This window comes from Enterobacter sp. BNK-29 (assembly GCF_048684785.1).
GTDB classification, from domain to species: domain Bacteria; phylum Pseudomonadota; class Gammaproteobacteria; order Enterobacterales; family Enterobacteriaceae; genus Enterobacter; species Enterobacter cloacae_M.
Map to the genome: position 1 here is coordinate 2858580 of NZ_JBLQTU010000001.1, position 24312 is coordinate 2882891.

The following is a 24312-nucleotide window of genomic DNA, read 5'->3' on the forward strand; positions in this document are numbered from 1 at the left end:
TTCATGGGAGCATAAGATGAGTGATGACGTAGTAGCTGTACCGCTCGAATTTACCGAAGCAGCAGCCAACAAAGTGAAAGTCCTGATTGCCGACGAAGAAAATCCGGATCTGAAACTGCGTGTCTATATTACCGGTGGCGGCTGCAGCGGCTTCCAGTATGGTTTTACCTTTGACGATCAGGTTAACGATGGCGATATGACTATCGAGAAACAGGGCGTCGCGCTGGTGGTTGACCCGATGAGCCTGCAATATCTGGTGGGTGGTTCGGTGGATTACACCGAGGGTCTGGAAGGTTCACGCTTTGTGGTCACTAACCCGAATGCGACAAGCACCTGCGGGTGTGGATCTTCGTTCAGCATCTAACGGAGCGCGGCTGATGCCGTTACTCCGTCCCTCTCCCACAGGGAGAGGGCGTAAATACTCAAAACGGTAACCTTGCGGTTACCGTTTTGCTTTTACCTGCCATTATCATCCAGCGCAAACGTCGGCAGCTTCAGGTGCCAGCGTATCGCCGCTAAGCGTATCACCAGCGTCACGACCATCCCCAGCATCGCGGCATTTTCCAGCGGGAGGGCAAAGGTGTAGTACGCGGTAGCATGAACAATCCCGCCCACAATGCAGGCCGTCGCGTAAATTTCAGTACGCAGGATCATCGGCACTTCACGCGCCAGAATGTCGCGAATGATCCCTCCGCCCACGCCGGTTAATACGCCCATGCAGATTGCCACCATCGGACCGGTTCCCGCATTAAACGCCTTGTTGACGCCAATACCGACAAACACGGCCAGACCCACGGCATCCAGTACCGGCAATATCCACTTGGGTAAGCGGCGGGGCTGGCGAACCAGCACAATGGTTAACAGGCAGGTGACCATCGCGACCACCAGATCGGTAGGATCTTTCACCCAAAACACCGGCCCATTTGCCAGCGCCATATCGCGGATAGTCCCGCCGCCGACGGCGGTCACGACGCCCAGCACCAGCACGCCAAACGGATCCATGCGTAGTTTTCCAGCGAGCAGAACGCCGGAGATAGCAAAAACGGCTGTGCCAAGAATATCCAGCCAATAAACGAGCATCGTTAAATCCTCGAAAAGGGTCTTATGTTAGTGACTCTCTGCCAGCGCGGCACAGAGCTGTTTTGCGGCGAGGATAATACGCGGGCTGGCGCGTTCAAACCAGTCGCTGTTGAGCGGGATCACCGGAATTTTTAACTGCCTTTGCCAGAATTGTTCAATTTTAGGAATCTCGCTCGCATTTCCGACCACGACGATGGCCTGCGGCTGGCGCGCCAGCACCTGCTCGCGGCTCACCTGCGGCCACGGTACCCGGCTGGCAGCAAAGATGTTTTCACCGCCGCAGACTTCCAGCACCTGGTTCTGAATCGACCCTTTTCCGGTGGTAAACAGCGGCTGGCTGCCAAACTGCAGGAAGATGCGCTTTTTAACAGGGGTATCGTATCGGGATTTCAGCGCGGCATAGTCGCTCAGCATCTGTTTCGCCGCAGCCTCGGCTTTTTTGGGCGTCGGGCTATAGGGGGCCAGGGCGCGTAGCGCCTGAGCAACTTGCTCAATGCTGACGGCATCAATCCACATGACCTTTATGCCAAGCGAGGTTAGCTGGTTGACCTGCCGCTCGGCGTTGCCGCCTCGCCAGGCCAGCACGAGATCCGGTTTAAGCGCCACGATGCGCTCAAGGTTCATGCCCTGCCAGGTTGCCACCTGTTCAATACCCGCGGCTTGCGGCGGGTAATCCGAATAGCTACTCACGCCAACGGGTGTGATCCCGGCGGCAAACGCCAGTTCCGTATTCGCGGGAGAGAGAGTAATCACGCGCGGTAACGCATAGAGCCACAGCGGGGCGAGAAGAAGCAGGGCGGCCAGCGCCCTGACGGTATGTTTAGCCACGTGCCAGATTCTGCACCAGGCGCTCCACCATTACGGTGGACTGTTTTGCCGCAACGGCCAGGAACTCGTCGAAGCTGATGTGTGACTGCTGGTCTGCCACGTCAGAGATGGCGCGAACTACCACGAAGGGTACGCTGAAGTTATGGCAGACATGAGCGATCGCGGTCGCTTCCATCTCAACGGCAACCGCCTGAGGGAAGTTATGACGGATTTTCGCCAGCCCAACGGAGCCGTTGATGAAGGCATCACCGCTGACAATCAGACCACGTACCGCGTTGAGGTTGAGTTCTGCGATGCAGGTCTCTGCCGCCGCAATCAGCTTGTCGTCAGCTTTAAAACCAGCAGGGCAGCCCGGGAGCTGGCCGTACTCGTAACCGAACGCGGTGACGTCGGCATCGTGGTAACGCGCTTCGTCGGAGACAACGATATCGCCCACTTTCAGCGTCGGCGCCAGGCCGCCCGCAGAGCCGGTATTCACGATCACGTCCGGCTTGCAGCGCTCAAGCAGCAGGGTTGCACCCAGCGCAGCAGCCACTTTACCGATGCCTGATTTCAGCAGAGCCACGTCAACACCGTTCAGCTGGCCGGTGTAGATCTCACAACCTCCCAGAGAGAGGGTCTGACGGTTCTCAATTTTGTCACGCAGCAGCGTAACTTCTTCTTCCATTGCACCAATAATGCCGATTTTCATAGATTTACTCGCGATGTGCCTTGTTAAGATGCATAGTCTATCATGCGGTTAAGGGGAAACGCATTCTCACGCGGGGGAGCACATGTCACCAATCGATTTTCGTACCAAAATTAACTGGCACCGACGTTTCCGTTCGCCGCAGGGCGACAAGAGCGAACATGAGATCCTGCGTATCTTCGAGAGCGATCGCGGGCGGATCGTTAACTCGCCTGCCATCCGCCGTCTGCAGCAAAAAACTCAGGTGTTCCCGCTAGAGCGTAACGCCGCGGTGCGTACCCGCTTAACGCACTCCATGGAAGTGCAGCAGGTCGGGCGCTACATTGCCAAAGAGATTTTGAGCCGTCTCAAAGAGCAGCGTTTACTGGAAACCTACGGTCTGGACGAACTGACGGGGCCCTTCGAGAGCATCGTTGAGATGGCCTGCCTGATGCATGACATCGGCAACCCGCCTTTCGGCCACTTTGGTGAGGCGGCGATCAATGACTGGTTTAAGCAGCGGCTTTATCCTTCGGATGCGGTAAGCCAGCCCCTCAGCGATGACCGCTGCACCGTACGCGATTTACGCCTGCGTGAAGGTGAAGAGCGGCTGAACGATCTGCGCCGCAAAGTGCGCCAGGATTTGTGTCACTTCGAGGGCAACGCGCAGGGGATCCGGCTGGTCCATTCACTGATGCGCATGAACCTGACCTGGGCACAGGTCGGCTGCATTCTGAAATATACGCGCCCCGCGTGGTGGATGGGGGATACGCCCGCGTCCCACAGCTATTTAATGAAAAAACCGGGCTATTACCTTTCCGAAGAGGCCTATATTGAACGGTTACGTAAAGAACTTTCATTGACGCCAAACGGCCGCTTTCCATTGACCTGGATTATGGAAGCCGCGGATGATATTTCCTATTGCGTGGCCGATCTGGAAGATGCCGTGGAGAAAAGAATCTTCAGCGTCGAGGAGCTTTATCAACATCTTTATGCGGCCTGGGGTACCCATGAAAAAGGCTCGCTGTTTGCGCAGGTGGTCGAAAATGCCTGGGAAAAATCGCGCTCAAATACTTTAAGCCGCAGTACGGAAGACCAGTTCTTTATGTATTTGCGGGTCAATACATTAAATAAACTGGTGCCGTATGCGGCGTCGCGTTTTATTGATAATTTGCCGCTCATTTTCAGCGGGGAATTCAACCACGCGCTGCTGGAAGATGACAGTAGTTTCAGTCAACTCCTTGAGCTTTATAAACATGTGGCGATGCGGCATGTATTCAGCCATCCGGATGTCGAGCAGTTAGAGCTGCAGGGCTATCGGGTAATCAGTGGGTTACTGGAAATTTATTCCCCGTTGCTTCAGCTGTCGGTCGATGAATTCAGCGAACTGGTGGAACACGAGCGCGTGCGCAGAATACCCATCGAATCGCGGCTTTATCAGAAACTTTCTACCCGGCATCGTCTGGCGTATGTCGAAGCGATTGGCAAGCTGGAACGCAACTCTCCCGAATGGCCGGTGATGGAATATTATTATCGCTGCCGTCTTATCCAGGACTATATCAGCGGCATGACGGATTTGTATGCCTGGGATGAATACCGCAAGCTGATGGCGGTGGAATAATTCCGGAGTTTTGTAAAGACGGCCAATAAATTTTTACCTTTTCCATAAACTTATCGCCGGAACTAAGCGGTATAAAACGAATCTGAGTTACACAGCAATTTTGCGTTACCTGTAAATCGAGATTGAGAAACATGAAAAAAACCACATTAGCAATGAGTGCACTGGCTCTGAGTTTAGGTTTAGCGCTGTCTCCTCTGACTGCTACTGCAGCCGAGACCGCGTCGTCGGCAGCAACCGCGCAGCAGATGCCAAGCCTGGCACCGATGCTCGAAAAAGTGATGCCATCGGTGGTGAGTATTAACGTTGAGGGCAGCACGACCGTCAATACGCCGCGTATGCCGCGTAACTTCCAGCAGTTCTTCGGCGACAACTCGCCGTTCTGCCAGGACGGTTCGCCATTCCAGAGCTCTCCGTTCTGTCAGGGCGGCGGTGCCGGGGATGACAGCCAGGGCGGCGGCCAGCAGCAGAAATTCATGGCGCTTGGCTCGGGGGTAATTATTGATGCGGCGAAAGGCTACGTCGTCACTAACAACCACGTTGTCGATAACGCGAACAGCATTAAGGTTCAGCTGAGCGATGGCCGCAAGTTTGACGCCAAAGTGGTGGGTAAAGACCCGCGCTCCGACATTGCGCTGATCCAGATTCAGGATCCGAAAAACCTGACGGCGATTAAAATTGCCGACTCTGACGCGCTGCGCGTGGGCGACTATACCGTGGCGATCGGTAACCCGTTCGGTCTGGGTGAAACCGTGACATCCGGTATCGTCTCTGCGCTGGGCCGTAGCGGCCTCAACGCTGAGAACTACGAAAACTTCATCCAGACGGATGCGGCGATCAACCGCGGTAACTCCGGCGGTGCGCTGGTGAACCTGAACGGTGAGCTGATCGGTATCAACACCGCTATCCTGGCACCGGACGGCGGCAACATCGGTATCGGTTTTGCTATTCCAAGTAACATGGTGAAAAACCTGACCTCGCAGATGGTGCAGTATGGCCAGGTGAAACGCGGCGAGCTGGGTATCCTCGGTACGGAGCTGAACTCCGAACTGGCTAAGGCGATGAAAGTTGACGCTCAGCGCGGGGCATTCGTCAGCCAGGTGATGCCGAATTCCTCTGCGGCGAAAGCGGGCATTAAAGCGGGGGATGTGATCACCTCCCTGAACGGTAAACCGATCAGCAGCTTTGCTGCCCTGCGTGCCGAAGTGGGCTCGATGCCGATTGGCAGTAAAGTGACCCTCGGCCTGCTGCGCGACGGTAAGCCGGTTAACGTGAGCCTGGAGCTGCAGCAGAGCAGCCAGAATCAGGTGGATTCCAGCACCATCTTCAGCGGTATTGAAGGTGCCGAGATGAGCAATAAAGGCGCAGACAAAGGCGTGGTGGTGAACAACGTGAAAGCGAATTCACCGGCAGCCCGTATCGGCCTGAAAAAAGGCGATGTGATCATGGGCGCTAACCAGCAGCCGGTGAAAAATATCGCTGAACTGCGCAAAATTCTCGACAGCAAGCCTTCCGTGCTGGCGCTGAATATCCAGCGTGGTGATACCTCTCTTTATCTGCTGATGCAGTAATCCTCTGAAGCCCCTGTTCGCAGGGGCTTTCTCGTTTCTGTGATTCTTGCCACAACTCCATACTTCTCCCTCTCTCTTTGTGCATTCGCACAATGCAGCCGTCGCTGAACTTCCCTATGCTTGAGCTCTGCTCACGGGAGGGTTACATGGCTGGCTGGCATCTTGATACCAAAATGGCGCAGGATATCGTGGCGCGCACCATGCGCATCATTGATACCAATATCAACGTAATGGATGCCCGCGGGCGCATTATTGGCAGCGGCGATCGCGAGCGTATTGGGGAATTGCACGAAGGTGCGCTGCTGGTGCTTTCCCAGGGGCGGGTCGTGGATATCGACGATGCGGTAGCGAAACACCTGCACGGCGTACGCCAGGGCATTAATTTACCGCTGCGCCTTGAAGGCGAAATTGTGGGGGTAATCGGCCTCACCGGCGAGCCCGAGTCACTGCGAAAATACGGCGAGCTGGTCTGTATGACGGCTGAGATGATGCTGGAGCAGTCGCGCCTGATGCACCTGCTTGCCCAGGACAGCCGCCTGCGTGAAGAGCTGGTGATGAACCTTATTCAGGCGGAAGAGCATACGCCGGCGCTCAGCGAATGGGCGCAGCGTCTGGGGATTGATCTCAACCAGCCGCGCGTGGTGGCGGTCATTGAGGTCGATAGCGGCCAGCTTGGCGTGGACAGCGCGATGGCCGAGCTGCAGCAGCTGCAAAATGCGCTGGCGACGCCGGAGCGCGATAACCTGGTGGCGATCGTTTCTCTGACGGAAATGGTGGTCCTCAAACCGGCGCTCAATGCGTTCGGCCGCTGGGATGCAGACGATCATCGTCGTCGCGTGGAGCTGCTGATCTCCCGGATGGAGGAGAATGGTCAGCTGCGTTTTCGCGTTGCGCTGGGCAACTACTTTACCGGGCCGGGCAGTATCGCCCGCTCCTGGCGTACCGCGCGCACCACCATGATGGTGGGCAAGCAGCGGATGCCGGAGAGCCGCAGCTATTTCTATCAGGATCTGATGCTGCCGGTGCTGCTCGACAGCCTGCGCGGGGGCTGGCAGGCCAATGAGCTGGCTCGACCATTAGCGCGTCTGAAAGCCATGGACAACAACGGCCTGCTGCGCCGGACGCTGCAGGCGTGGTTCCGCCATAACGTGCAGCCGCTGGCGACCTCAAAGGCGCTGTTTATTCACCGCAATACGCTTGAGTATCGGTTAAACCGGATTTCAGAGTTGACGGGGCTGGATCTGGGAAACTTTGACGACAGGCTGCTGCTGTATGTGGCGCTGCAGCTGGACGAGCAGCGATGATGTTGTTTGCCGGGTGGCGGCTTCGCCTTACCCGGCCTACATGATGATTTTCTCCCTCTCCCTGTGGGAGAGGGCCGGGGTGAGGGCATCAGGCCGCACCCAACTTATTTGTTGCGAGTTAATTTCTCAAGATCCGCTTCAATCTCGCTGATCTTATTTGTTACAACGCTTTCAAGGTGACGCAGATCGTCAAGGATCTTACGCTTGAGATCGACTTCGGTGCGGTCGCGCTGGCAGATCTGATCGAGTTCATCGATCACATAGCGCAGGTTAGGGCTGATTTCCTGTACTTCTTTGTAGCCCTGTCCTACACCGTCAGCCACAACGGTCTTACGCTGGCGTGGATATTTAAACTTCACGCTTTTGGCGAAAAACTCTCCTTTGTCCTTGTGAAAATAGATTTTCAGAATATCGTTATTGGCTTCCTGACGGAGGCTGTAACGATCAATTTCATCAGGATTGGTAATGCCCAGACTTTTCAGATTATCGTACATAGCGGTACCCTTGATCTCAACATAACCTTTGAATAATTAACGAAAAAATCTATTTTCGCCACCCTCAGATATAAAAAAAGCGGGGTTGCCCCCGCTTTTTGTTATACCCGATTAATCGATGGTGCGCAGCAATTCGTTGATGCCCACTTTACCGCGCGTTTTCGCATCCACTTTCTTCACGATAACCGCACAGTACAGGCTGTATTTGCCATCTTTTGACGGCAGGTTGCCGGAAACCACCACGGAGCCCGCCGGAACGCGACCGTAGTGAACTTCACCGGTTTCACGGTCGTAAATACGGGTGCTCTGACCGATGTAAACGCCCATGGAGATCACGGAGCCTTCTTCAACGATCACGCCTTCAACCACTTCAGAGCGCGCGCCGATGAAGCAGTTGTCTTCGATGATGGTCGGGTTAGCCTGCAGTGGCTCCAGAACACCACCGATGCCCACGCCGCCGGACAGATGAACGTTTTTACCGATCTGCGCGCATGAACCGACGGTCGCCCAGGTGTCAACCATGGTGCCTTCGTCAACGTAGGCACCGATGTTCACGTAGGATGGCATCAGCACGGTGTTGCGCGCGATGAATGCGCCCTGACGCACTGCCGCAGGCGGTACCACGCGGAAGCCTTCTTTTTGAAAACGAGCTTCGTCGTAGTCAGCGAATTTCATTGGCACTTTATCGAAGTAGCGGCTTTCTGCTCCGTCGATAACCTGGTTATCGTTGATACGGAAAGAGAGCAGCACGGCTTTCTTCAGCCATTGATGAGTGACCCACTGACCGTCGATTTTTTCTGCCACGCGCAGCGCGCCGGAATCCAGAAGGGAAATCACCTGGTTTACCGCTTCACGGGTCACGGTATCCACATTTGCCGGGGTAATCTCGGCGCGACGCTCAAAAGCGGACTCAATAACGTTCTGTAACTGCTGCATTGTTTACTCTTTCCATTTCACTAAAAAACATATCACCCTTTATCGTTTGGATTGAGGGCTGCTGTCAACCGTTGTTGCACTTCAAGCTGCAGGTCATTATTAAGGGCACGCCGGTCCGCTGTAGCGATTATAAATAAATCTTCTACTCGCTCGCCAATCGTTGTAATTCGGGCCCCATGGAGCGAAATTCCCAGATCGGCAAAAACCTGGCCGACGCGAGCAAGCAGCCCCGGCTGGTCGAGCGCGATCAGCTCCAGGAACGATTTACGGTCGGTGTGGGTCGGCAGGAAATTGACCTCGGTATCGACGGTAAAGTGGCGCAATTTCGCCGGCTGGCGACGCGGCTGCGGGGGCTGCCAGCTGCGCTGGGTAATCGCCTGTTCCAGACCAAAACGTATCCCTTCATGCCTGTCCGACGACAGTGGGCTGCCGTCCGGCTCAAGCACGATAAAGGTGTCCATCGCCATGCCGTCGCGGGTGGTGAAAATCTGCGCGTCGTGAACGCTCAGGTTACGCCTGTCCAGCTCGGCGCAGACCGCAGCAAACAGGTAAGGTCGGTCCGGGCTCCAGATGAAAATCTCCGTCCCGCCGCGGGTGGCCTGCGGGCTCAGCAGGATCATCGGCTGGGACAGATCGTGCTTGAGCAGATGCCGCGCGTGCCACGCAAGCTGGTTTGGGCTATGGCGGACAAAATAGTTGGCGCGGCAGCGGGCCCAAATCTGATGCAGTGCCTCTTCATCAATATTATCCATCCGCAGCAGCGCCAGCGCCTGGAGCTGGTGATGACGCACGCGCTCGCGCATGTCCGGGGTGTTTTGCATCCCGCGACGAAGCTGTTTTTCGGTGGCGAAGTACAGCTCGCGCAACAGGCTCTGCTTCCAGCTGTTCCACAGGGTCTCGTTGGTGGCGCAGATATCGGCCACCGTCAGGCAGACCAGATAGCGCAGACGGTTTTCCGTCTGAACCTCTTCCGCGAACTGCTTGATCACTTCCGGATCCTGAATGTCACGACGCTGCGCGGTGACTGACATCAGCAGGTGATGGCGCACCAGCCAGGCCACCAGCTGCGTTTCACGCGAGTTCAGGCCGTGCAGTTCGGCAAATTTCAGCACGTCCTGTGCGCCCAGCACCGAATGGTCACCGCCGCGACCTTTGGCGATATCGTGGAACAGGGCGGCAATCAGGATCAGCTCCGGATGGGTCAGGCGCGGCCACAGCTCCACGCAGAGCGGGTGGCGGGAGCGCGTCTCTTCTTTCGCAAAGCTTTCCAGCTTGAGCATCACGCGGATCGTGTGTTCATCCACCGTGTAGGCGTGGAATAGATCGAACTGCATTTGCCCGACAATGTGCGACCACTGCGGCATATAGGCCCACAGCACGCTGTGGCGGTGCATTGGCAGCAGGCCGCGGCTGACGGCGCCCGGGTGGCGGAGCATGCTCAGGAACAGCGAACGCGCTTCCGGGATATAGCACAGCGGCTGCGTCAGATGACGGCGCGCATGGCGCAGATGGCGCAGGGTGGTGGAGTAGATACCGGTGATGGTGCTGTTACGCACCATGGTATAGAACATCCGCAGAATCGCTTCCGGCTCGCGGATGAACAGCGTTTCGTCGCGCAGATCGATAAGCGTGCCGCGCAGCTGGAATTCGTCATCAATCGGGCGCGGTTTTTCGTCCGCCGTCAGAGCCAGAATGGCCTCGTCGAACAGCTGCAACAGCATCTGGTTCAGCTCGGTCACCCGGCGGGTGACGCGGAAGAAATCCTTCATCATGTGCTCAACCGGCTCGTTGCCTTCGCCCTGATAATTCAGGCGCTGAGCCACGCTGAGCTGGCGGTCAAACAGCAGGCGGTTATCGTAGCGGGTGACTTCCAGATGCAGGGCAAACCGGATGCGCCACAGCAGGTGCAGGCACTCGTTCAGCTCGTTACGCTCGGCCTCGGTTAAAAAGCCGAAGCCGACCATCTCGTCCATCGAGGTGGCGCCAAAATGGCGGCGGGCGACCCACTGCAGGGTGTGGATGTCGCGCAGGCCGCCGGGGCTGCTTTTAATATCGGGTTCAAGATTATAGCTGGTGCCGTGGTAGCGCTGGTGGCGCTGATTTTGCTCCTCGACCTTCGCGGCGAAGAACTTTTCTGACGGCCAGAAGCCGTCGCTGAAGATGTGTTTTTGCAGCTCCAGGAACAGCGCGACGTCACCAATCAGCAGGCGGGTTTCAATCAGGTTGGTGGCGACGGTCAGGTCCGATAACCCTTCCAGCAGACACTCTTCCAGGGTGCGCACGCTGTGGCCGACTTCCAGCTTTACGTCCCAGAGCAGCGTCAGCAGTTCGCCGATTTTTTGCGCCTGTTCGTCCGGCAGCTTTTTGCGGCTTAAGATCAGCAGATCGATATCGGAAAGCGGATGCAGCTCGCCGCGGCCATAGCCCCCGACGGCAACCAGCGCAACATCACTGATTTGCCCAAATCCGTAATCGATCCACAGGCGCTGCAGCAGCTGGTCGATAAATTCGGTGCGCGCTTCAATGAGCTGCTCGGCCGACACGCCTGCGTCGAACGCGCTGCCCAGCCAGCGATGGAAAACATCCATATGGGCTTTAATATGCGCGCAGGTCAGCTCGTGCGACGGCCAGACGCCCGGGTTATCGGGCTGGTCGGGGAGGGTGGGAAGTGCTGTGTTAGCATACTGTTCGGGTAAAAGATTACTCATCGTGCGCCACCCATAAGAAAAAGCTATAGCCATTAAAAAAGCCGGCATTTGCCGGCTTTTTTATCATTCATCGTGCGTCAGTATCGCCGGGATGGTGTCATCCTTGCGCAACGTCATAATTTCGCAGCCGTTGTCTGTTACCACAATAGTATGCTCGTACTGCGCAGACAAGCTTCTGTCTTTGGTTTTCACCGTCCAGCCGTCTTTCATGGTACGGATACGGTAGTCACCCGCGTTGACCATCGGCTCAATGGTAAAGGTCATGCCTTTTTGCAGCACCACGCCGCCGTCATCTGCATCATAGTGCAGGACCTGCGGTTCTTCATGGAAGACGCGACCAATGCCGTGACCGCAGTACTCGCGCACCACGGAGAAACCTTCTGCTTCCACAAACTTCTGGATTGCCGCACCGAGGGTACGCAGGCGAATACCCGGTTTAACCATTTTCAGCGCCAGATAGAGGCTCTCTTGCGTCACTTTGCACAGACGCTCGCCAAGAATAGTCGGCTTGCCAACGATGAACATTTTTGAGGTGTCACCGTGGTATTCGTCTTTAATGACGGTCACGTCGATGTTGACGATGTCGCCATCTTTCAGCAGTTTTTCGTCATCCGGAATGCCGTGACACACCACTTCATTAATAGAGATGCAGACGGATTTCGGGAAACCGTGGTAGCCGAGGCAGGCGGAAACCGCGTGCTGCTCGTTCACGATATAGTCGTTACAGATACGGTCCAGTTCACCGGTGCTGACGCCCGGCTTCACGAACGGCTCGATCATTTCCAGCACTTCCGCGGCCAGACGACCGGCGACGCGCATCTTTTCAATTTCTTCAGGTGTCTTAATAGAGATAGCCATGTAATCTGTCCATCGGTGTCGATTTTTTCGACAATACTAGTCTAAGTGTCGTCAATGGTATCAGTCAGGCACGCCCCGTGCCAAATTGAGAATCATTAACAGCACACTCCGCCAACAACTGTTGGTTTCTGGTCGTGTTTTGTGGTATAAAGCGCGCCGGACTTCCGATCCATCTCAGATACACAGGCTGGACGGAAGCGACAAATCTCACTTTGTGTAACAACACACACGTATCGGCACATATTCCGGGGTGCCCTTCGGGGTCGGTAATATGGGATACGTGGAGGCATAACCCCAACTTTCAATATAGAGGTTTTAAACATGGCAACTGTTTCCATGCGCGACATGCTCAAGGCTGGTGTTCACTTTGGTCACCAGACCCGTTACTGGAACCCGAAAATGAAGCCTTTCATCTTCGGCGCGCGTAACAAAGTTCACATCATCAACCTTGAGAAAACTGTACCAATGTTCAACGAAGCCCTGGCTGAGCTGAACAAGATCTCTTCCCGTAAAGGTAAGATTCTGTTCGTTGGTACTAAGCGCGCTGCAAGCGAAGCTGTGAAAGATGCTGCTAACAGCTGCGACCAGTTCTTCGTGAACCATCGCTGGTTGGGCGGCATGCTGACCAACTGGAAAACTGTTCGTCAGTCCATCAAACGCCTGAAAGATCTGGAAACCCAGTCTCAGGACGGTACTTTCGACAAGCTGACTAAGAAAGAAGCGCTGATGCGCACTCGTGAACTGGACAAGCTGGAAAACAGCCTGGGCGGTATCAAAGATATGGGCGGCCTGCCAGACGCGCTGTTCGTAATCGATGCAGACCACGAGCACATCGCAATCAAAGAAGCTAACAACCTGGGTATCCCGGTATTCGCTATCGTTGATACCAACTCCGATCCGGACGGTGTTGACTTCGTTATCCCGGGTAACGACGACGCAATCCGTGCTGTTAGCCTGTACCTGAGCGCTGTAGCTGCTACCGTTCGTGAAGGCCGTTCCCAGGATCTGGCTTCTCAGGCGGAAGAAAGCTTCGTAGAAGCTGAATAATAAGGTTTTACCCCTTATTAGTACCGTGTATGAATAGGGGCCCATTACCGGCCCCTTTTTTCAATTTACACTGTTTGGCCCCCGGCCGGGCAGTTCACATCTCCCGAGGATTTAAGAATGGCTGAAATTACCGCATCCCTGGTAAAAGAGCTGCGCGAGCGTACTGGCGCAGGCATGATGGATTGCAAAAAAGCGCTGACTGAAGCGAACGGCGACATCGAGCTGGCAATCGAAAACATGCGTAAATCCGGTGCGATCAAAGCAGCTAAAAAAGCAGGCAACGTTGCTGCTGACGGCGTGATCATCACTAAGATCGACGGCAACTACGGCATCATTCTGGAAGTTAACTGCCAGACTGACTTCGTTGCTAAAGATGGCGGTTTCCAGGCATTTGCTAACAAAGTCCTGGACGCAGCTGTTGCTGGTAAAATCACTGACGTTGAAGTTCTGAAAGCACAGTTCGAAGAAGAACGTGTTGCGCTGGTTGCTAAAATCGGTGAGAACATCAACATCCGTCGCGTATCTTCTCTGGAAGGCGACGTTCTGGGCTCTTACCAGCACGGTGCACGTATCGGCGTTCTGGTTGCGGCTAAAGGCGCTGACGAAGAGCTGGTTAAACAGCTGGCAATGCACATCGCTGCAAGCAAACCAGAATTCGTTAAGCCAGAAGACGTGTCTGCTGAAGTGGTAGAGAAAGAGTACCAGGTTCAGCTGGACATCGCGATGCAGTCTGGTAAGCCAAAAGAAATCGCAGAGAAAATGGTTGAAGGCCGCATGAAGAAATTCACCGGCGAAGTTTCTCTGACTGGCCAGCCATTCGTAATGGACCCAAGCAAGTCTGTTGCTCAGCTGCTGAAAGAGCACAACGCTGACGTAACTGGCTTCATCCGCTTCGAAGTGGGCGAAGGCATCGAGAAAGTTGAGACTGACTTCGCAGCAGAAGTTGCTGCAATGTCCAAGCAGTCTTAATGATTGAAAAGGAGCCGCCTGAGGGCGGCTTCTTTTTGTCACCCGTCACAGGAAATCAGACAGGCTCCAGTATCGCTGTGCTGATTTGCGGCATATCATGTCGCCAGAATTAACCCCCATCTTAATCGTTGACAGTCTCAGGAAAGAAACATGGCTACCAATGCAAAACCCGTGTACAAACGCATTCTGCTTAAGCTGAGTGGCGAAGCGCTGCAGGGATCGGAAGGCTTCGGTATTGACGCAAGCATCCTTGATCGCATGGCACAGGAAATCAAAGAACTGGTCGAACTGGGTATCCAGGTTGGCGTGGTCATTGGCGGTGGCAACCTTTTCCGTGGTGCTGGTCTGGCGAAAGCGGGGATGAACCGCGTAGTGGGCGACCACATGGGTATGCTGGCAACCGTCATGAATGGCCTGGCAATGCGTGATGCACTGCATCGCGCCTATGTGAATGCCCGCCTGATGTCCGCGATTCCGCTGAATGGCGTTTGCGATAATTACAGCTGGGCAGAGGCCATCAGCCTGCTGCGCAATAACCGCGTGGTGATCCTCTCCGCCGGTACGGGTAACCCGTTCTTTACAACCGATTCCGCTGCCTGCCTGCGCGGTATCGAGATCGAAGCCGATGTGGTACTGAAAGCGACCAAAGTAGACGGCGTGTTTACTGCCGATCCGGCAAAAGATCCTTCTGCCACCATGTACGATCAGCTGAGCTACAGCGAAGTGCTGGATAAAGAGCTGAAAGTGATGGATCTTGCCGCCTTCACGCTGGCTCGCGACCACAAACTGCCGATCCGTGTCTTCAACATGAACAAGCCTGGCGCACTGCGTCGCGTGGTCATGGGCGAAAAAGAAGGCACTTTGATCACGGAATAATTTCCGTTGACGATAAATACAGGTAAGATTCCGCTTTATTTTGTAGTGGTATCTTACCCGGACGCGCCTTTGGCGTTGTCATGAATTAAACGCGACTATACTTAGCACACCTGTAGCGCTGTGCTGGCGGATAGTCTGCCTGAGACAAGTTTTCAAGGATTCGTAACGTGATTAACGACATCAGAAAAGATGCTGAAGTACGCATGGACAAATGCGTAGAAGCGTTCAAAAACCAAATCAGCAAAATCCGTACTGGCCGTGCTTCCCCAAGCCTGCTGGATGGCATCATCGTAGAATATTACGGTACGCCAACCCCTCTGCGCCAGCTGGCGAGCGTGACGGTTGAAGATACCCGTACGCTGAAAATCAACGTCTTCGACCGCTCTATGAGCCCGGCCGTTGAGAAAGCGATTATGGCCTCTGACCTTGGACTGAACCCAAGCTCTGCGGGCGCAGACATCCGTGTTCCACTGCCTCCGCTGACGGAAGAGCGTCGTAAAGATCTTATCAAAGTGGTTCGTGGCGAAGCTGAGCAGGGTCGTGTATCCGTGCGTAACGTCCGTCGCGACGCGAACGATAAAGTGAAAGCGCTGCTGAAAGAAAAAGAGATCAGCGAAGATGACGATCGCCGTTCTCAGGACGACATTCAGAAAATGACCGACGCGGCCATCAAGAAAATTGATGCGGCGCTGGCAGAAAAAGAAGCGGAACTGATGCAGTTCTGATTTCTGTCGTACACTGATAAACGCCGTTCAGAAGGACTTCGGGTCTTGCTGGCGGCGTTTTGCTTTTATCTGGTCTAACTTTTTTCGGGCATCTCATGAAGCATTTAACACTCCTCGGCTCAACCGGCTCTATCGGTTGCAGCACTCTCGACGTCGTTCGCCATAATCCTGAACTTTACACCGTGACAGCGCTGGTGGCCGGTAAGAATGTGCAGCGAATGGCCGAGCAGTGCCTGGAGTTTGCGCCCCGCTATGCGGTGATGGATGACGAAGAGAGCGCGCGTCTGCTGAAAGCACAGCTGCGTGAAAAGTGCAGTCGAACCGAGGTACTGAGTGGCCAGCAGGCTGCCTGCGAGATGGCGGCGCTGGATGAGGTGGATCAGGTCATGGCGGCCATTGTCGGCGCGGCAGGGCTGCTGCCGACGCTTGCTGCGATTGATGCCGGTAAGGATGTTTTGCTGGCCAATAAAGAGTCGCTGGTCACCTGCGGACGCCTGTTTATGGATGCGGTGAAGCAGCGCGGCGCGCGTCTTTTGCCGGTCGACAGCGAGCACAACGCGATTTTTCAGAGTTTACCGCAACCTTTTCAACAGAACCTGGGGTACGCTGACCTGGAGCAGAATGGCGTGGTGTCTATTCTGCTTACCGGGTCTGGTGGCCCGTTCCGTGAAACGCCACTGTCTGAACTGCGTACGATGACGCCGGATCAGGCGTGCCGTCATCCGAACTGGTCGATGGGGCGTAAAATCTCCGTTGATTCTGCCACCATGATGAACAAAGGTCTGGAATACATTGAAGCACGCTGGCTGTTTAATGCGTCAGCGAAACAGATGGAAGTACTGATTCACCCGCAATCGGTGATTCACTCGATGGTGCGTTATCAGGATGGCAGCGTGCTGGCACAGCTGGGCCAGCCGGACATGCGTACGCCGATTGCCCATTCAATGGCGTGGCCAAATCGAGTGAAATCCGGCGTGAAGCCGCTTGATTTCTGCAAGCTAAGTTCCCTGACGTTCAGTGAACCAGACTACGAACGCTACCCTTGTCTGAAGCTTGCGATGAATGCCTTTGACCAGGGGCAGGCGGCGACGACGGCACTTAATGCAGCCAATGAAATTACCGTTGAGGCATTTCTGAATCAGCAAATTCGTTTTACCGATATCGCGTCGTTAAATTTATCGGTGCTGGAGATGATGGATTTGCGCGAACCACAAAGCGTGGAAGAGGTGCTGGCGGTGGATGCAGCTTCGCGTAATATTGCGCGCCAACAGGTGACACGTCTCGCAAGCTGGTGATAAAGCAAGCACTAGTCGTCGTGCTATTTGTTAGCGTTGGGCTTCAGTGATATAGTCTGCGCCACCTGATCGCAGGTATTTGACTTAATGTGGTCAGGTGAGCCGTGGTTTGACACGGCTTTTTTATGTATAGGCTTCAGTATTCCTGAGTACCGTTAAATCCTTTTCAGGGACAAAAAACGCGTTATGTTGTCTGCGAATCAACCAATAAGCGAAAATTTGCCAGCTCATGGCTGCCGTCATGTAGCAATCATTATGGATGGCAATGGCCGCTGGGCGAAAAGACAAGGGAAGATACGAGCCTTTGGGCATAAAGCGGGGGCGAAATCCGTTCGCCGCGCCGTTTCTTTTGCCGCCAACAACGGCATTGATGCGTTAACGCTCTATGCTTTTAGCAGTGAAAACTGGAATCGACCTCTGCAGGAAGTGACTGCGTTGATGGAATTGTTTGTGTGGGCGCTAGACAGCGAAGTAAAAAGCCTGCACCGCCATAACGTCCGCCTGCGTATCATTGGCGATACCAGTCGTTTCAACTCACGTTTGCAGGAACGGATTCGTAAAGCAGAAGCGCTGACGGAAAATAATACCGGTCTTACGCTGAATATTGCGGCGAATTACGGCGGACGCTGGGATATTATCCAGGGCGTTCGGCATCTGGCCGAACAGGTTCAGGAAGGGCTGTTGAGACCCGACCAAATTGATGAAGAGGCGCTGAGCAAGCAAATCTGCATGAATGAACAGGCACCTGTGGATTTGGTAATTAGGACAGGGGGAGAACATCGCATAAGTAACTTTTTGATATGGCAAATTGCCTATGCCGAACTTTACTTTACAGATGTTCTTTGGCCCGATTTTGATGAACAAGACTTTGAAGGTGCGCTGCATGCCTTTGCCAATCGAGAGCGTCGTTTCGGCGGCACCGAGCCTGGTGGCGACAAAGCCTGATGGGGGTAGCTTTTGCTGAAGTATCGCCTGATTTCCGCTTTTGTATTAATACCTATTGTCATTGCGGCGCTGTTTTTACTGCCCCCGGTGGGATTCGCTATTGTCACGCTGGTGGTGTGCATGCTCGCCGCGTGGGAATGGGGACAGTTTAGCGGCTTTACCTCGCGCACTCAGCGAGTATGGCTTGCGGTACTTTGTGGCTTTATCCTGGCCATAATGCTGTTTACGTTGCCTGAATATCACCATGATATTCATCAGCCCCTGGTTGCCGGTTCCTTGTGGATATCGTTGGCCTGGTGGGTTGCCGCGCTGTTGCTGGTTCTTTTTTATCCGGGTTCAGCGGCATTATGGCGTAATTCAAAAGTGCTGCGACTGATTTTTGGCTTGCTCACAATTATTCCTTTTTTCTGGGGTATGGTTGCGTTGCGAGCCTGGCACTACGACGAAAACCACTACAGCGGTGCGATCTGGCTGCTTTATGTGATGATTCTGGTCTGGGGGGCTGACTCCGGGGCCTATATGTTTGGTAAACTGTTTGGCAAACATAAGCTGGCACCGAAGGTGTCTCCGGGCAAAACCTGGCAAGGATTCATCGGCGGCCTGTTTACGGCAGCGATCATCTCCTGGGGCTACGGCGTCTGGGCGAATCTTGAAGTGGCACCGTCAATACTGCTGGTGTGCTCGATTTTTGCTGCGCTTGCCTCCGTGCTCGGTGATTTAACCGAAAGTATGTTTAAGCGTGAAGCAGGGATTAAGGACAGCGGACACCTGATTCCAGGGCATGGCGGTATACTGGATCGCATTGATAGCCTGACAGCGGCTGTTCCAGTGTTTGCGTGTTTGCTTTTACTGGTATTCGGGACGATTTAACGGAAGGTTTTATGCTGAGCATTCTCTGGAATCTGGCGGCGTTCATTGTTGCACTGGGTGTACTGATTACCGTGCATGAATTTGGCCATTTCTGGGTTGCTCGCCGCTGTGGCGTGCGCGTAGAGCGATTTTCCATCGGCTTTGGGAAATCACTCTGGACGCGCACCGACCGCCACGGCACGGAATTTGTCATCGCCCTTATCCCGCTGGGCGGCTACGTCAAAATGCTCGACGAACGCGTCGAGCCTGTCGCTCCTGAGCTGCGACACAGCGCATTCAACAATAAAACCGTTGGACAACGCGCCGCCATCATTGCTGCCGGACCGGTAGCCAACTTCATCTTTGCGATTTTCGCTTACTGGCTGGTGTTTATCATCGGCGTCCCGGGCGTACGTCCGGTGGTGGGTGAAATTGCCCCCAATTCCATCGCGGCGAGTGCGCAAATTACATCCGGGATGGAACTTAAAGCGATTGATGGCATCGAAACCCCTGATTGGGATGCCGTGCGACTGCAGCTGGTAGCTAAAATTGGCGATCCGCAGACCACCATCAGCGTATCGCCGTTTGGTTCAGATACGCGTCAGGACAAAGTACTCGATTTACGTCACTGGCGTTTCGAGCCAGACAAAGAAGATCCCGTCGCTGCGCTGGGCATTCGTCCACGCGGCGCGCAGATCGAGCCGGTATTAGCCGAAGTACAGGCAAATTCGGCGGCGAGCAAAGCGGGTTTGCAAGCGGGCGACAGGATCGTTAAAGTCGATGGTCAACCATTAACAGAGTGGATGACCTTTGTTACTCTGGTGCGCGACAATCCGGGAACGTCTCTCGCGCTGGAAGTTGAAAGGCAGGGCAGTCCGCTTTCGCTGACGCTGATCCCGGATACGAAGTCGGTCGGCAAAAAGGCAGAAGGGTTCGCAGGCGTTGTGCCGAAAGTGATCCCGCTGCCAGATGAGTACAAGACAATACGCCAGTATGGGCCGTTCAGCGCCATCCTTGAAGCCACGGATAAAACATGGCAACTGATGAAGCTGACGGTCAACATGTTGGGGAAATTGATAACCGGTGATGTGAAACTGAACAACCTCAGTGGGCCAATTTCGATTGCTCAGGGGGCTGGGATGTCAGCGGAATTCGGGGTGATTTACTATCTCATGTTCCTCGCGCTCATTAGCGTGAACCTTGGGATAATCAACCTGTTCCCGCTTCCCGTTTTAGACGGGGGTCATCTGCTGTTTTTGGCGATTGAAAAGCTAAAAGGCGGACCGGTATCCGAGCGAGTTCAAGACTTTAGTTATCGCATTGGCTCGATTTTGCTGGTGCTGTTAATGGGGCTTGCACTTTTCAATGATTTCTCTCGGTTGTAAGAGAGTGTTAGGAAGAACGCATAATAACGATGGCGATGAAAAAGTTGCTCATAGCGTCGCTGCTGTTTAGCAGCGCCACCGTATACGGTGCTGACGGGTTCGTAGTGAAAGACATTCATTTCGAAGGCCTCCAGCGTGTCGCCGTTGGTGCGGCCCTCCTCAGTATGCCTGTACGCCCCGGCGATACGGTTAATGATGATGATATCAGTAACACCATCCGTGCTCTGTTTGCCACCGGCAACTTTGAGGACGTCCGCGTCCTGCGCGATGGTGATACGCTGCTGGTACAGGTAAAAGAACGTCCGACGATCGCCAGTATCACTTTCTCCGGTAACAAGTCGGTGAAAGATGACATGCTCAAGCAGAACCTTGAAGCATCCGGTGTTCGTGTGGGTGAATCCCTGGACCGCACAACTCTTTCAGACATTGAAAAAGGTCTGGAAGACTTCTACTACAGCGTCGGTAAATACAGTGCCAGCGTGAAAGCGGTTGTTACTCCGCTGCCGCGCAATCGTGTTGACCTGAAGCTGGTCTTCCAGGAAGGTGTTTCTGCGAAGATCCAGCAGATCAACATTGTCGGCAACCACGCGTTCAGCACCGACGAACTGATCTCCACCTTCCAGCTGCGCGATGAAGTGCCATGGTGGAACGTGGTAGGCGATCGCAAATACCAGAAACAGAAACTGGCGGGCGACCTTGAAACCCTGCGCAGCTACTATCTCGATCGTGGCTATGCACGTTTCAACATCGACTCGACTCAGGTCAGTCTGACTCCGGACAAGAAAGGCATCTACATTACGGTTAACATCACTGAAGGCGAACAGTACAAGCTTTCTGGTGTTGAAGTGAGTGGTAACCTTGCGGGGCATTCTGCTGAAATCGAATCGCTGACCAAAATTCAGCCGGGCGATCTGTATAGCGGTTCTAAAGTAACCAAAATGGAAGACAGCATTAAGAAGCTGCTCGGCCGCTATGGTTATGCCTATCCGCGCGTACAGACTCAGCCGGAAATCAATGACGCGGATAAAACCGTTAAGCTGCACGTGAATGTGGATGCGGGCAACCGTTTCTACGTGCGTAAGATCCGCTTCGTTGGTAACGACACCTCCAAAGATTCCGTTCTGCGCCGCGAAATGCGTCAGATGGAAGGCGCATGGTTGGGTAGCGACCTCGTTGATCAGGGTAAAGAGCGTCTGAACCGTCTGGGCTATTTTGAAACGGTGGATACCGATACCCAGCGCGTACCGGGCAGCCCGGATCAGGTTGACGTCGTTTATAAAGTGAAAGAGCGCAACACCGGTAGCTTCAACTTCGGTGTGGGTTACGGTACTGAAAGCGGCGTCAGCTTCCAGGTCGGCGTGCAGCAGGATAACTGGCTGGGTACAGGTTACTCTGTCGGTATTAACGGCACCAAAAACGACTACCAGACCTACTCTGAGTTCTCTGTGACTAACCCATACTTCACCGTAGACGGTGTGAGCCTGGGCGGTCGTATCTTCTATAACGACTTTAAAGCAGATGACGCGGACCTGTCTTCATACACCAACAAGAGTTACGGTGTAGACGGTACGCTTGGCTTCCCGGTTAACGAATACAACACCCTGCGTGCAGGCTTGGGCTATGTGCATAACGACCTGTCCAACATGCAACCGCAGGTGGCGATGTGGCGTTATCTGGACTCTATCGGCCAGTCAACCAGTAAAAATGGTAATGACAATGGCTTCGCGGCGGATGACTTCACCTTTAACTACGGCTGGACCTATAACCGTCTCGACCGTGGTTACTTCCCAACGGAAGGTTCTCGCGTCAACCTGAACGGTAAAGTTACCGTGCCGGGTTCCGATAACGAGTTCTATAAGGTTACGCTGGATACCGCGTCCTACTTCCCGATCGATGACGATCACAAGTGGGTGGTTCTGGGTCGTACCCGTTGGGGCTATGGTGATGGTCTGGGTGGCAAAGAACTGCCGTTCTATGAAAACTTCTATGCGGGTGGCTCCAGCACCGTTCGTGGTTTCCAGTCCAACAACATTGGTCCTAAAGCGGTTTACTACGGCGGAAACGACAAAGATAACTGTTATAAGTCTTCCTCGTCCGAAGTCTGTAGCTCCAATGACGCGGTGGGCGGTAACGCCATGGCCGTTGCCAGCCTGGAGTTCATCACGCCAACGCCGTTTATCAGTGATAAATACGCGAACTCGGTCCGTACGTCCTTCTTCTGGGATGCCGGTACCGTATGGGATACCAACTGGCAGAATACTGCCCAGATGCGCGCAGAAGGCATTCCTGACTACAGCGATCCGAGCAATATTCGCATGTCTGCCGGTATCGCATTACAATGGATGTCACCGCTGGGGCCGTTGGTCTTCTCCTACGCCCAGCCGTTTAAGAAATATGATGGAGATAAGTCGGAGCAATTCCAGTTTAACATTGGTAAAACCTGGTAATAATCCGCTGCAAAGGAATGCGTTGGCAGTGTAGCGCTGACAACTGGCGATCGGTAACTCGGTCGCCTTGCCACGCAAAGAACGGTACCTTCTGGTGCCAATGGGATGGTAAGGAGTTAATTGTGAAAAAGTGGTTATTAGCTGCAGGTCTCGGTTTAGCGATGGCAACTTCTGCTCAGGCAGCAGACAAAATTGCAATCGTCAACATGGGTAATTTGTTCCAGCAGGTTGCACAGAAAACGGGTGTTTCTGCAACTCTGGAAAACGAATTCAAAGGCCGTGCAAGCGAACTGCAGGGTATGGAAAACGATCTTCAGTCCAAAATGCAGCGTCTGCAGCGTGATGGTTCTACCATGAAAGCAAGCGACCGCAGCAAGCTGGAAAAAGACGTAATGGCTCAGCGCCAGGCGTTCTCTCAGAAAGCGCAGGCTTTCGAGCAGGATCGTCAGCGTCGTTCTAACGAAGAACGCGGCAAGCTGGTGACTCGCATTCAGACCGCTGTTAAATCAGTGGCTGCCGATCAGAACATCGATCTGGTTGTTGATGCGAACGCTGTAGCTTTCAACGGCAGCGATGTTAAAGACATCACCGCTGATGTTCTGAAACAGGTTAAATAAGTAATGCCTTCAATTCGACTGGCTGATTTAGCTCAGCAGTTGGATGCAGAATTACACGGTGATGGCGATATCGTCATCACCGCTGTTGCGTCCATGCAATCTGCTAAAGCTGGCACGATTACCTTCATGGTAAGCCCTAAGTACCGTGAGCAACTGGCTCAATGCCAGGCGTCAGCTGTTGTTCTGACGCAGGACGATCTTCCATTTGCCACTGTAAGCGCGCTGGTAGTGAAAAACCCCTACCTGACGTATGCACGCATGGCTCAAATTCTTGATACTACGCCGCAGCCGGCCCAGGACATTGCTGCCAGTGCAGCGATTGACGCGACGGCCAGGCTTGGTAGCAACGTCGCCGTTGGCGCAAATGCGGTTATCGAATCCGGCGTTGTGCTGGGCGATAACGTCGTCATTGGCCCGGGCTGCTTCGTTGGGAAAAATACGAAAATCGGCGCCGGGACCCGTTTATGGGCCAATGTGTCCGTTTATCATGATGTTGAAATTGGCGAAAATTGCCTTGTCCAGTCCAGCACCGTAATTGGTTCTGATGGCTTTGGTTACGCTAACGATCGCGGTAACTGGGTTAAGATCCCGCAGCTTGGTCGCGTTATTATTGGCGATCGCGTAGAGATCGGCGCCTGTACCACCATTGACCGTGGCGCGCTTGACGACACGATCATTGGCAATGGTGTTATCATCGATAACCAGTGCCAGATTGCGCATAACGTTGTGATTGGCGACAATACCGCGGTTGCGGGTGGCGTCATCATGGCTGGCAGCCTGAAAATTGGCCGTTATTGCATGATTGGCGGTGCGAGCGTGATTAATGGCCATATGGAAATATGCGACAAGGTCACTGTGACGGGAATGGGCATGGTAATGCGTCCTATCACTGAACCTGGCGTCTATTCCTCAGGTATTCCGCTACAACCCAACAAGGTATGGCGTAAAACAGCAGCTCTGGTGATGAATATTGATGATATGAGCAAGCGCCTCAAGTCTCTTGAGCGTAAGATCGATCAACAAGATTAAGCGTCATCCGTTGAACGCTATTTTTCCCGGCCTGTCGGCTTTCTATTAAACCGGCAGGCCGTGT

General features: G+C 54.1%; 22 protein-coding genes. 15 read left to right on the forward strand and 7 right to left on the reverse strand.

From position 1 onward, the window contains the following. Window positions 1-16 precede the first annotated feature (16 nt). Window positions 17-364, forward strand: coding sequence for an iron-sulfur cluster insertion protein ErpA (erpA, locus tag ACMGGX_RS13625; protein ID WP_420298485.1), 348 nt, complete (start codon window positions 17-19; stop codon window positions 362-364). Between the two features lie 92 nt (window positions 365-456). Here the strand turns inward: erpA and ACMGGX_RS13630 are convergent, their stop codons facing one another. The 3 genes from ACMGGX_RS13630 to mtnN are packed head-to-tail and all read right to left on the reverse strand — an operon-like array spanning window position 457 to window position 2599. Further along, window positions 457-1080 (reverse strand): TRIC cation channel family protein, encoded by a 624-nt coding sequence (locus ACMGGX_RS13630; protein ID WP_023310447.1) that lies wholly within the window; start codon window positions 1078-1080, stop codon window positions 457-459. 27 nt (window positions 1081-1107) lie between these two features. Continuing rightward, window positions 1108-1908, reverse strand: coding sequence for a vitamin B12 ABC transporter substrate-binding protein BtuF (gene btuF / locus ACMGGX_RS13635; RefSeq protein WP_223605197.1), 801 nt, complete (start codon window positions 1906-1908; stop codon window positions 1108-1110). Next, complete coding sequence (mtnN, locus tag ACMGGX_RS13640) at window positions 1901-2599, reverse strand: 5'-methylthioadenosine/S-adenosylhomocysteine nucleosidase (RefSeq protein WP_420298486.1); 699 nt, start codon at window positions 2597-2599, stop codon at window positions 1901-1903. Before mtnN ends, btuF begins: the two co-directional genes overlap by 8 nt. An 82-nt stretch (window positions 2600-2681) precedes the next feature. On the opposite strand from mtnN, the gene dgt reads away from it, so the two are divergent. The 3 genes from dgt (at window position 2682) to ACMGGX_RS13655 (ending at window position 7068) form a co-directional block, all read left to right on the forward strand. Beyond that, window positions 2682-4196 carry a dGTPase gene (gene dgt, locus ACMGGX_RS13645; protein WP_420298487.1) on the forward strand — a complete coding sequence of 505 codons (1515 nt, stop codon included), beginning with the start codon at window positions 2682-2684 and terminating at the stop codon, window positions 4194-4196. Between the two features lie 131 nt (window positions 4197-4327). Beyond that, complete coding sequence (gene degP / locus ACMGGX_RS13650) at window positions 4328-5764, forward strand: serine endoprotease DegP (RefSeq protein WP_023334569.1); 1437 nt, start codon at window positions 4328-4330, stop codon at window positions 5762-5764. Between the two features lie 146 nt (window positions 5765-5910). Then, a complete protein-coding gene (locus ACMGGX_RS13655) occupies window positions 5911-7068 on the forward strand; it encodes a CdaR family transcriptional regulator (RefSeq protein WP_338234829.1) in 1158 nt (385 codons plus the stop codon). A 104-nt stretch (window positions 7069-7172) separates the two neighbouring features. On the opposite strand, the gene ACMGGX_RS13660 is transcribed toward ACMGGX_RS13655, so the two are convergent. From ACMGGX_RS13660 to map, 4 genes are all read right to left on the reverse strand, one after another. After that, entirely contained in the window at window positions 7173-7562 is a 390-nt protein-coding gene (locus tag ACMGGX_RS13660) for a DUF3461 family protein (RefSeq protein ID WP_008501916.1), read from the reverse strand. Between the two features lie 111 nt (window positions 7563-7673). After that, complete coding sequence (dapD, locus tag ACMGGX_RS13665; protein WP_008501915.1) at window positions 7674-8498, reverse strand: 2,3,4,5-tetrahydropyridine-2,6-dicarboxylate N-succinyltransferase; 825 nt, start codon at window positions 8496-8498, stop codon at window positions 7674-7676. A gap of 32 nt (window positions 8499-8530) precedes the next feature. Next, window positions 8531-11206 (reverse strand): bifunctional uridylyltransferase/uridylyl-removing protein GlnD, encoded by a 2676-nt coding sequence (gene glnD / locus ACMGGX_RS13670; RefSeq protein ID WP_029741204.1) that lies wholly within the window; start codon window positions 11204-11206, stop codon window positions 8531-8533. A 63-nt stretch (window positions 11207-11269) separates the two neighbouring features. Beyond that, window positions 11270-12064 carry a type I methionyl aminopeptidase gene (gene map, locus ACMGGX_RS13675; RefSeq protein WP_047060083.1) on the reverse strand — a complete coding sequence of 265 codons (795 nt, stop codon included), beginning with the start codon at window positions 12062-12064 and terminating at the stop codon, window positions 11270-11272. 321 nt (window positions 12065-12385) lie between these two features. Between map and rpsB the strand changes: the two genes are divergently transcribed. The 11 genes from rpsB (at window position 12386) to lpxD (ending at window position 24248) form a co-directional block, all read left to right on the forward strand. Continuing rightward, window positions 12386-13111 (forward strand): 30S ribosomal protein S2, encoded by a 726-nt coding sequence (rpsB, locus tag ACMGGX_RS13680; RefSeq protein WP_003856207.1) that lies wholly within the window; start codon window positions 12386-12388, stop codon window positions 13109-13111. 117 nt (window positions 13112-13228) lie between these two features. After that, window positions 13229-14080: a translation elongation factor Ts gene (gene tsf / locus ACMGGX_RS13685; RefSeq protein ID WP_014882627.1), complete on the forward strand. Its 852-nt coding sequence runs from the start codon at window positions 13229-13231 to the stop codon at window positions 14078-14080. A 150-nt stretch (window positions 14081-14230) separates the two neighbouring features. Further along, window positions 14231-14956: a UMP kinase gene (gene pyrH, locus ACMGGX_RS13690; RefSeq protein WP_008501910.1), complete on the forward strand. Its 726-nt coding sequence runs from the start codon at window positions 14231-14233 to the stop codon at window positions 14954-14956. A gap of 167 nt (window positions 14957-15123) precedes the next feature. After that, window positions 15124-15681: a ribosome recycling factor gene (gene frr, locus ACMGGX_RS13695; protein WP_003856180.1), complete on the forward strand. Its 558-nt coding sequence runs from the start codon at window positions 15124-15126 to the stop codon at window positions 15679-15681. Window positions 15682-15776: 95 nt separating this feature from the next. Next, window positions 15777-16976, forward strand: coding sequence for a 1-deoxy-D-xylulose-5-phosphate reductoisomerase (gene ispC, locus ACMGGX_RS13700; RefSeq protein ID WP_420298488.1), 1200 nt, complete (start codon window positions 15777-15779; stop codon window positions 16974-16976). Window positions 16977-17162: 186 nt separating this feature from the next. Then, window positions 17163-17921 carry a (2E,6E)-farnesyl-diphosphate-specific ditrans,polycis-undecaprenyl-diphosphate synthase gene (ispU, locus tag ACMGGX_RS13705; RefSeq protein WP_024907522.1) on the forward strand — a complete coding sequence of 253 codons (759 nt, stop codon included), beginning with the start codon at window positions 17163-17165 and terminating at the stop codon, window positions 17919-17921. A 12-nt stretch (window positions 17922-17933) separates the two neighbouring features. After that, on the forward strand, window positions 17934-18791 hold the full coding sequence (gene cdsA / locus ACMGGX_RS13710) for a phosphatidate cytidylyltransferase (RefSeq protein WP_023310457.1): 858 nt from the start codon (window positions 17934-17936) through the stop codon (window positions 18789-18791). A gap of 11 nt (window positions 18792-18802) precedes the next feature. Further along, window positions 18803-20155 carry a sigma E protease regulator RseP gene (gene rseP / locus ACMGGX_RS13715; protein ID WP_023310458.1) on the forward strand — a complete coding sequence of 451 codons (1353 nt, stop codon included), beginning with the start codon at window positions 18803-18805 and terminating at the stop codon, window positions 20153-20155. A 29-nt stretch (window positions 20156-20184) separates the two neighbouring features. Beyond that, complete coding sequence (bamA, locus tag ACMGGX_RS13720) at window positions 20185-22602, forward strand: outer membrane protein assembly factor BamA (RefSeq protein ID WP_126796880.1); 2418 nt, start codon at window positions 20185-20187, stop codon at window positions 22600-22602. A gap of 122 nt (window positions 22603-22724) precedes the next feature. Beyond that, window positions 22725-23219, forward strand: coding sequence for a molecular chaperone Skp (skp, locus tag ACMGGX_RS13725; protein ID WP_029741200.1), 495 nt, complete (start codon window positions 22725-22727; stop codon window positions 23217-23219). Between the two features lie 3 nt (window positions 23220-23222). Beyond that, the gene (gene lpxD / locus ACMGGX_RS13730; protein WP_029741199.1) at window positions 23223-24248 is read left to right on the forward strand and encodes a UDP-3-O-(3-hydroxymyristoyl)glucosamine N-acyltransferase; all 1026 of its coding nucleotides are present in this window, start codon (window positions 23223-23225) and stop codon (window positions 24246-24248) included. Window positions 24249-24312: the final 64 nt, after the last annotated feature.

Excerpts from the sequence above, each read along its gene's own strand:
- degP (WP_023334569.1), top strand. The coding sequence starts at position 4,328 with ATGAAAAAAACCACATTAGCAATGAGTGCACTGGCTCTGAGTTTAGGT.
- bamA (WP_126796880.1), top strand. The coding sequence starts at position 20,185 with ATGGCGATGAAAAAGTTGCTCATAGCGTCGCTGCTGTTTAGCAGCGCC.
- lpxD (WP_029741199.1), top strand. The coding sequence starts at position 23,223 with ATGCCTTCAATTCGACTGGCTGATTTAGCTCAGCAGTTGGATGCAGAA.
- glnD (WP_029741204.1), bottom strand. The coding sequence starts at position 11,206 with ATGAGTAATCTTTTACCCGAACAGTATGCTAACACAGCACTTCCCACC.
- ACMGGX_RS13630 (WP_023310447.1), bottom strand. The coding sequence starts at position 1,080 with ATGCTCGTTTATTGGCTGGATATTCTTGGCACAGCCGTTTTTGCTATC.
- rseP (WP_023310458.1), top strand. The coding sequence starts at position 18,803 with ATGCTGAGCATTCTCTGGAATCTGGCGGCGTTCATTGTTGCACTGGGT.
- ACMGGX_RS13660 (WP_008501916.1), bottom strand. The coding sequence starts at position 7,562 with ATGTACGATAATCTGAAAAGTCTGGGCATTACCAATCCTGATGAAATT.
- tsf (WP_014882627.1), top strand. The coding sequence starts at position 13,229 with ATGGCTGAAATTACCGCATCCCTGGTAAAAGAGCTGCGCGAGCGTACT.
- erpA (WP_420298485.1), top strand. The coding sequence starts at position 17 with ATGAGTGATGACGTAGTAGCTGTACCGCTCGAATTTACCGAAGCAGCA.
- dgt (WP_420298487.1), top strand. The coding sequence starts at position 2,682 with ATGTCACCAATCGATTTTCGTACCAAAATTAACTGGCACCGACGTTTC.
- ispU (WP_024907522.1), top strand. The coding sequence starts at position 17,163 with ATGTTGTCTGCGAATCAACCAATAAGCGAAAATTTGCCAGCTCATGGC.
- pyrH (WP_008501910.1), top strand. The coding sequence starts at position 14,231 with ATGGCTACCAATGCAAAACCCGTGTACAAACGCATTCTGCTTAAGCTG.
- rpsB (WP_003856207.1), top strand. The coding sequence starts at position 12,386 with ATGGCAACTGTTTCCATGCGCGACATGCTCAAGGCTGGTGTTCACTTT.
- ispC (WP_420298488.1), top strand. The coding sequence starts at position 15,777 with ATGAAGCATTTAACACTCCTCGGCTCAACCGGCTCTATCGGTTGCAGC.
- mtnN (WP_420298486.1), bottom strand. The coding sequence starts at position 2,599 with ATGAAAATCGGCATTATTGGTGCAATGGAAGAAGAAGTTACGCTGCTG.
- map (WP_047060083.1), bottom strand. The coding sequence starts at position 12,064 with ATGGCTATCTCTATTAAGACACCTGAAGAAATTGAAAAGATGCGCGTC.
- dapD (WP_008501915.1), bottom strand. The coding sequence starts at position 8,498 with ATGCAGCAGTTACAGAACGTTATTGAGTCCGCTTTTGAGCGTCGCGCC.
- ACMGGX_RS13655 (WP_338234829.1), top strand. The coding sequence starts at position 5,911 with ATGGCTGGCTGGCATCTTGATACCAAAATGGCGCAGGATATCGTGGCG.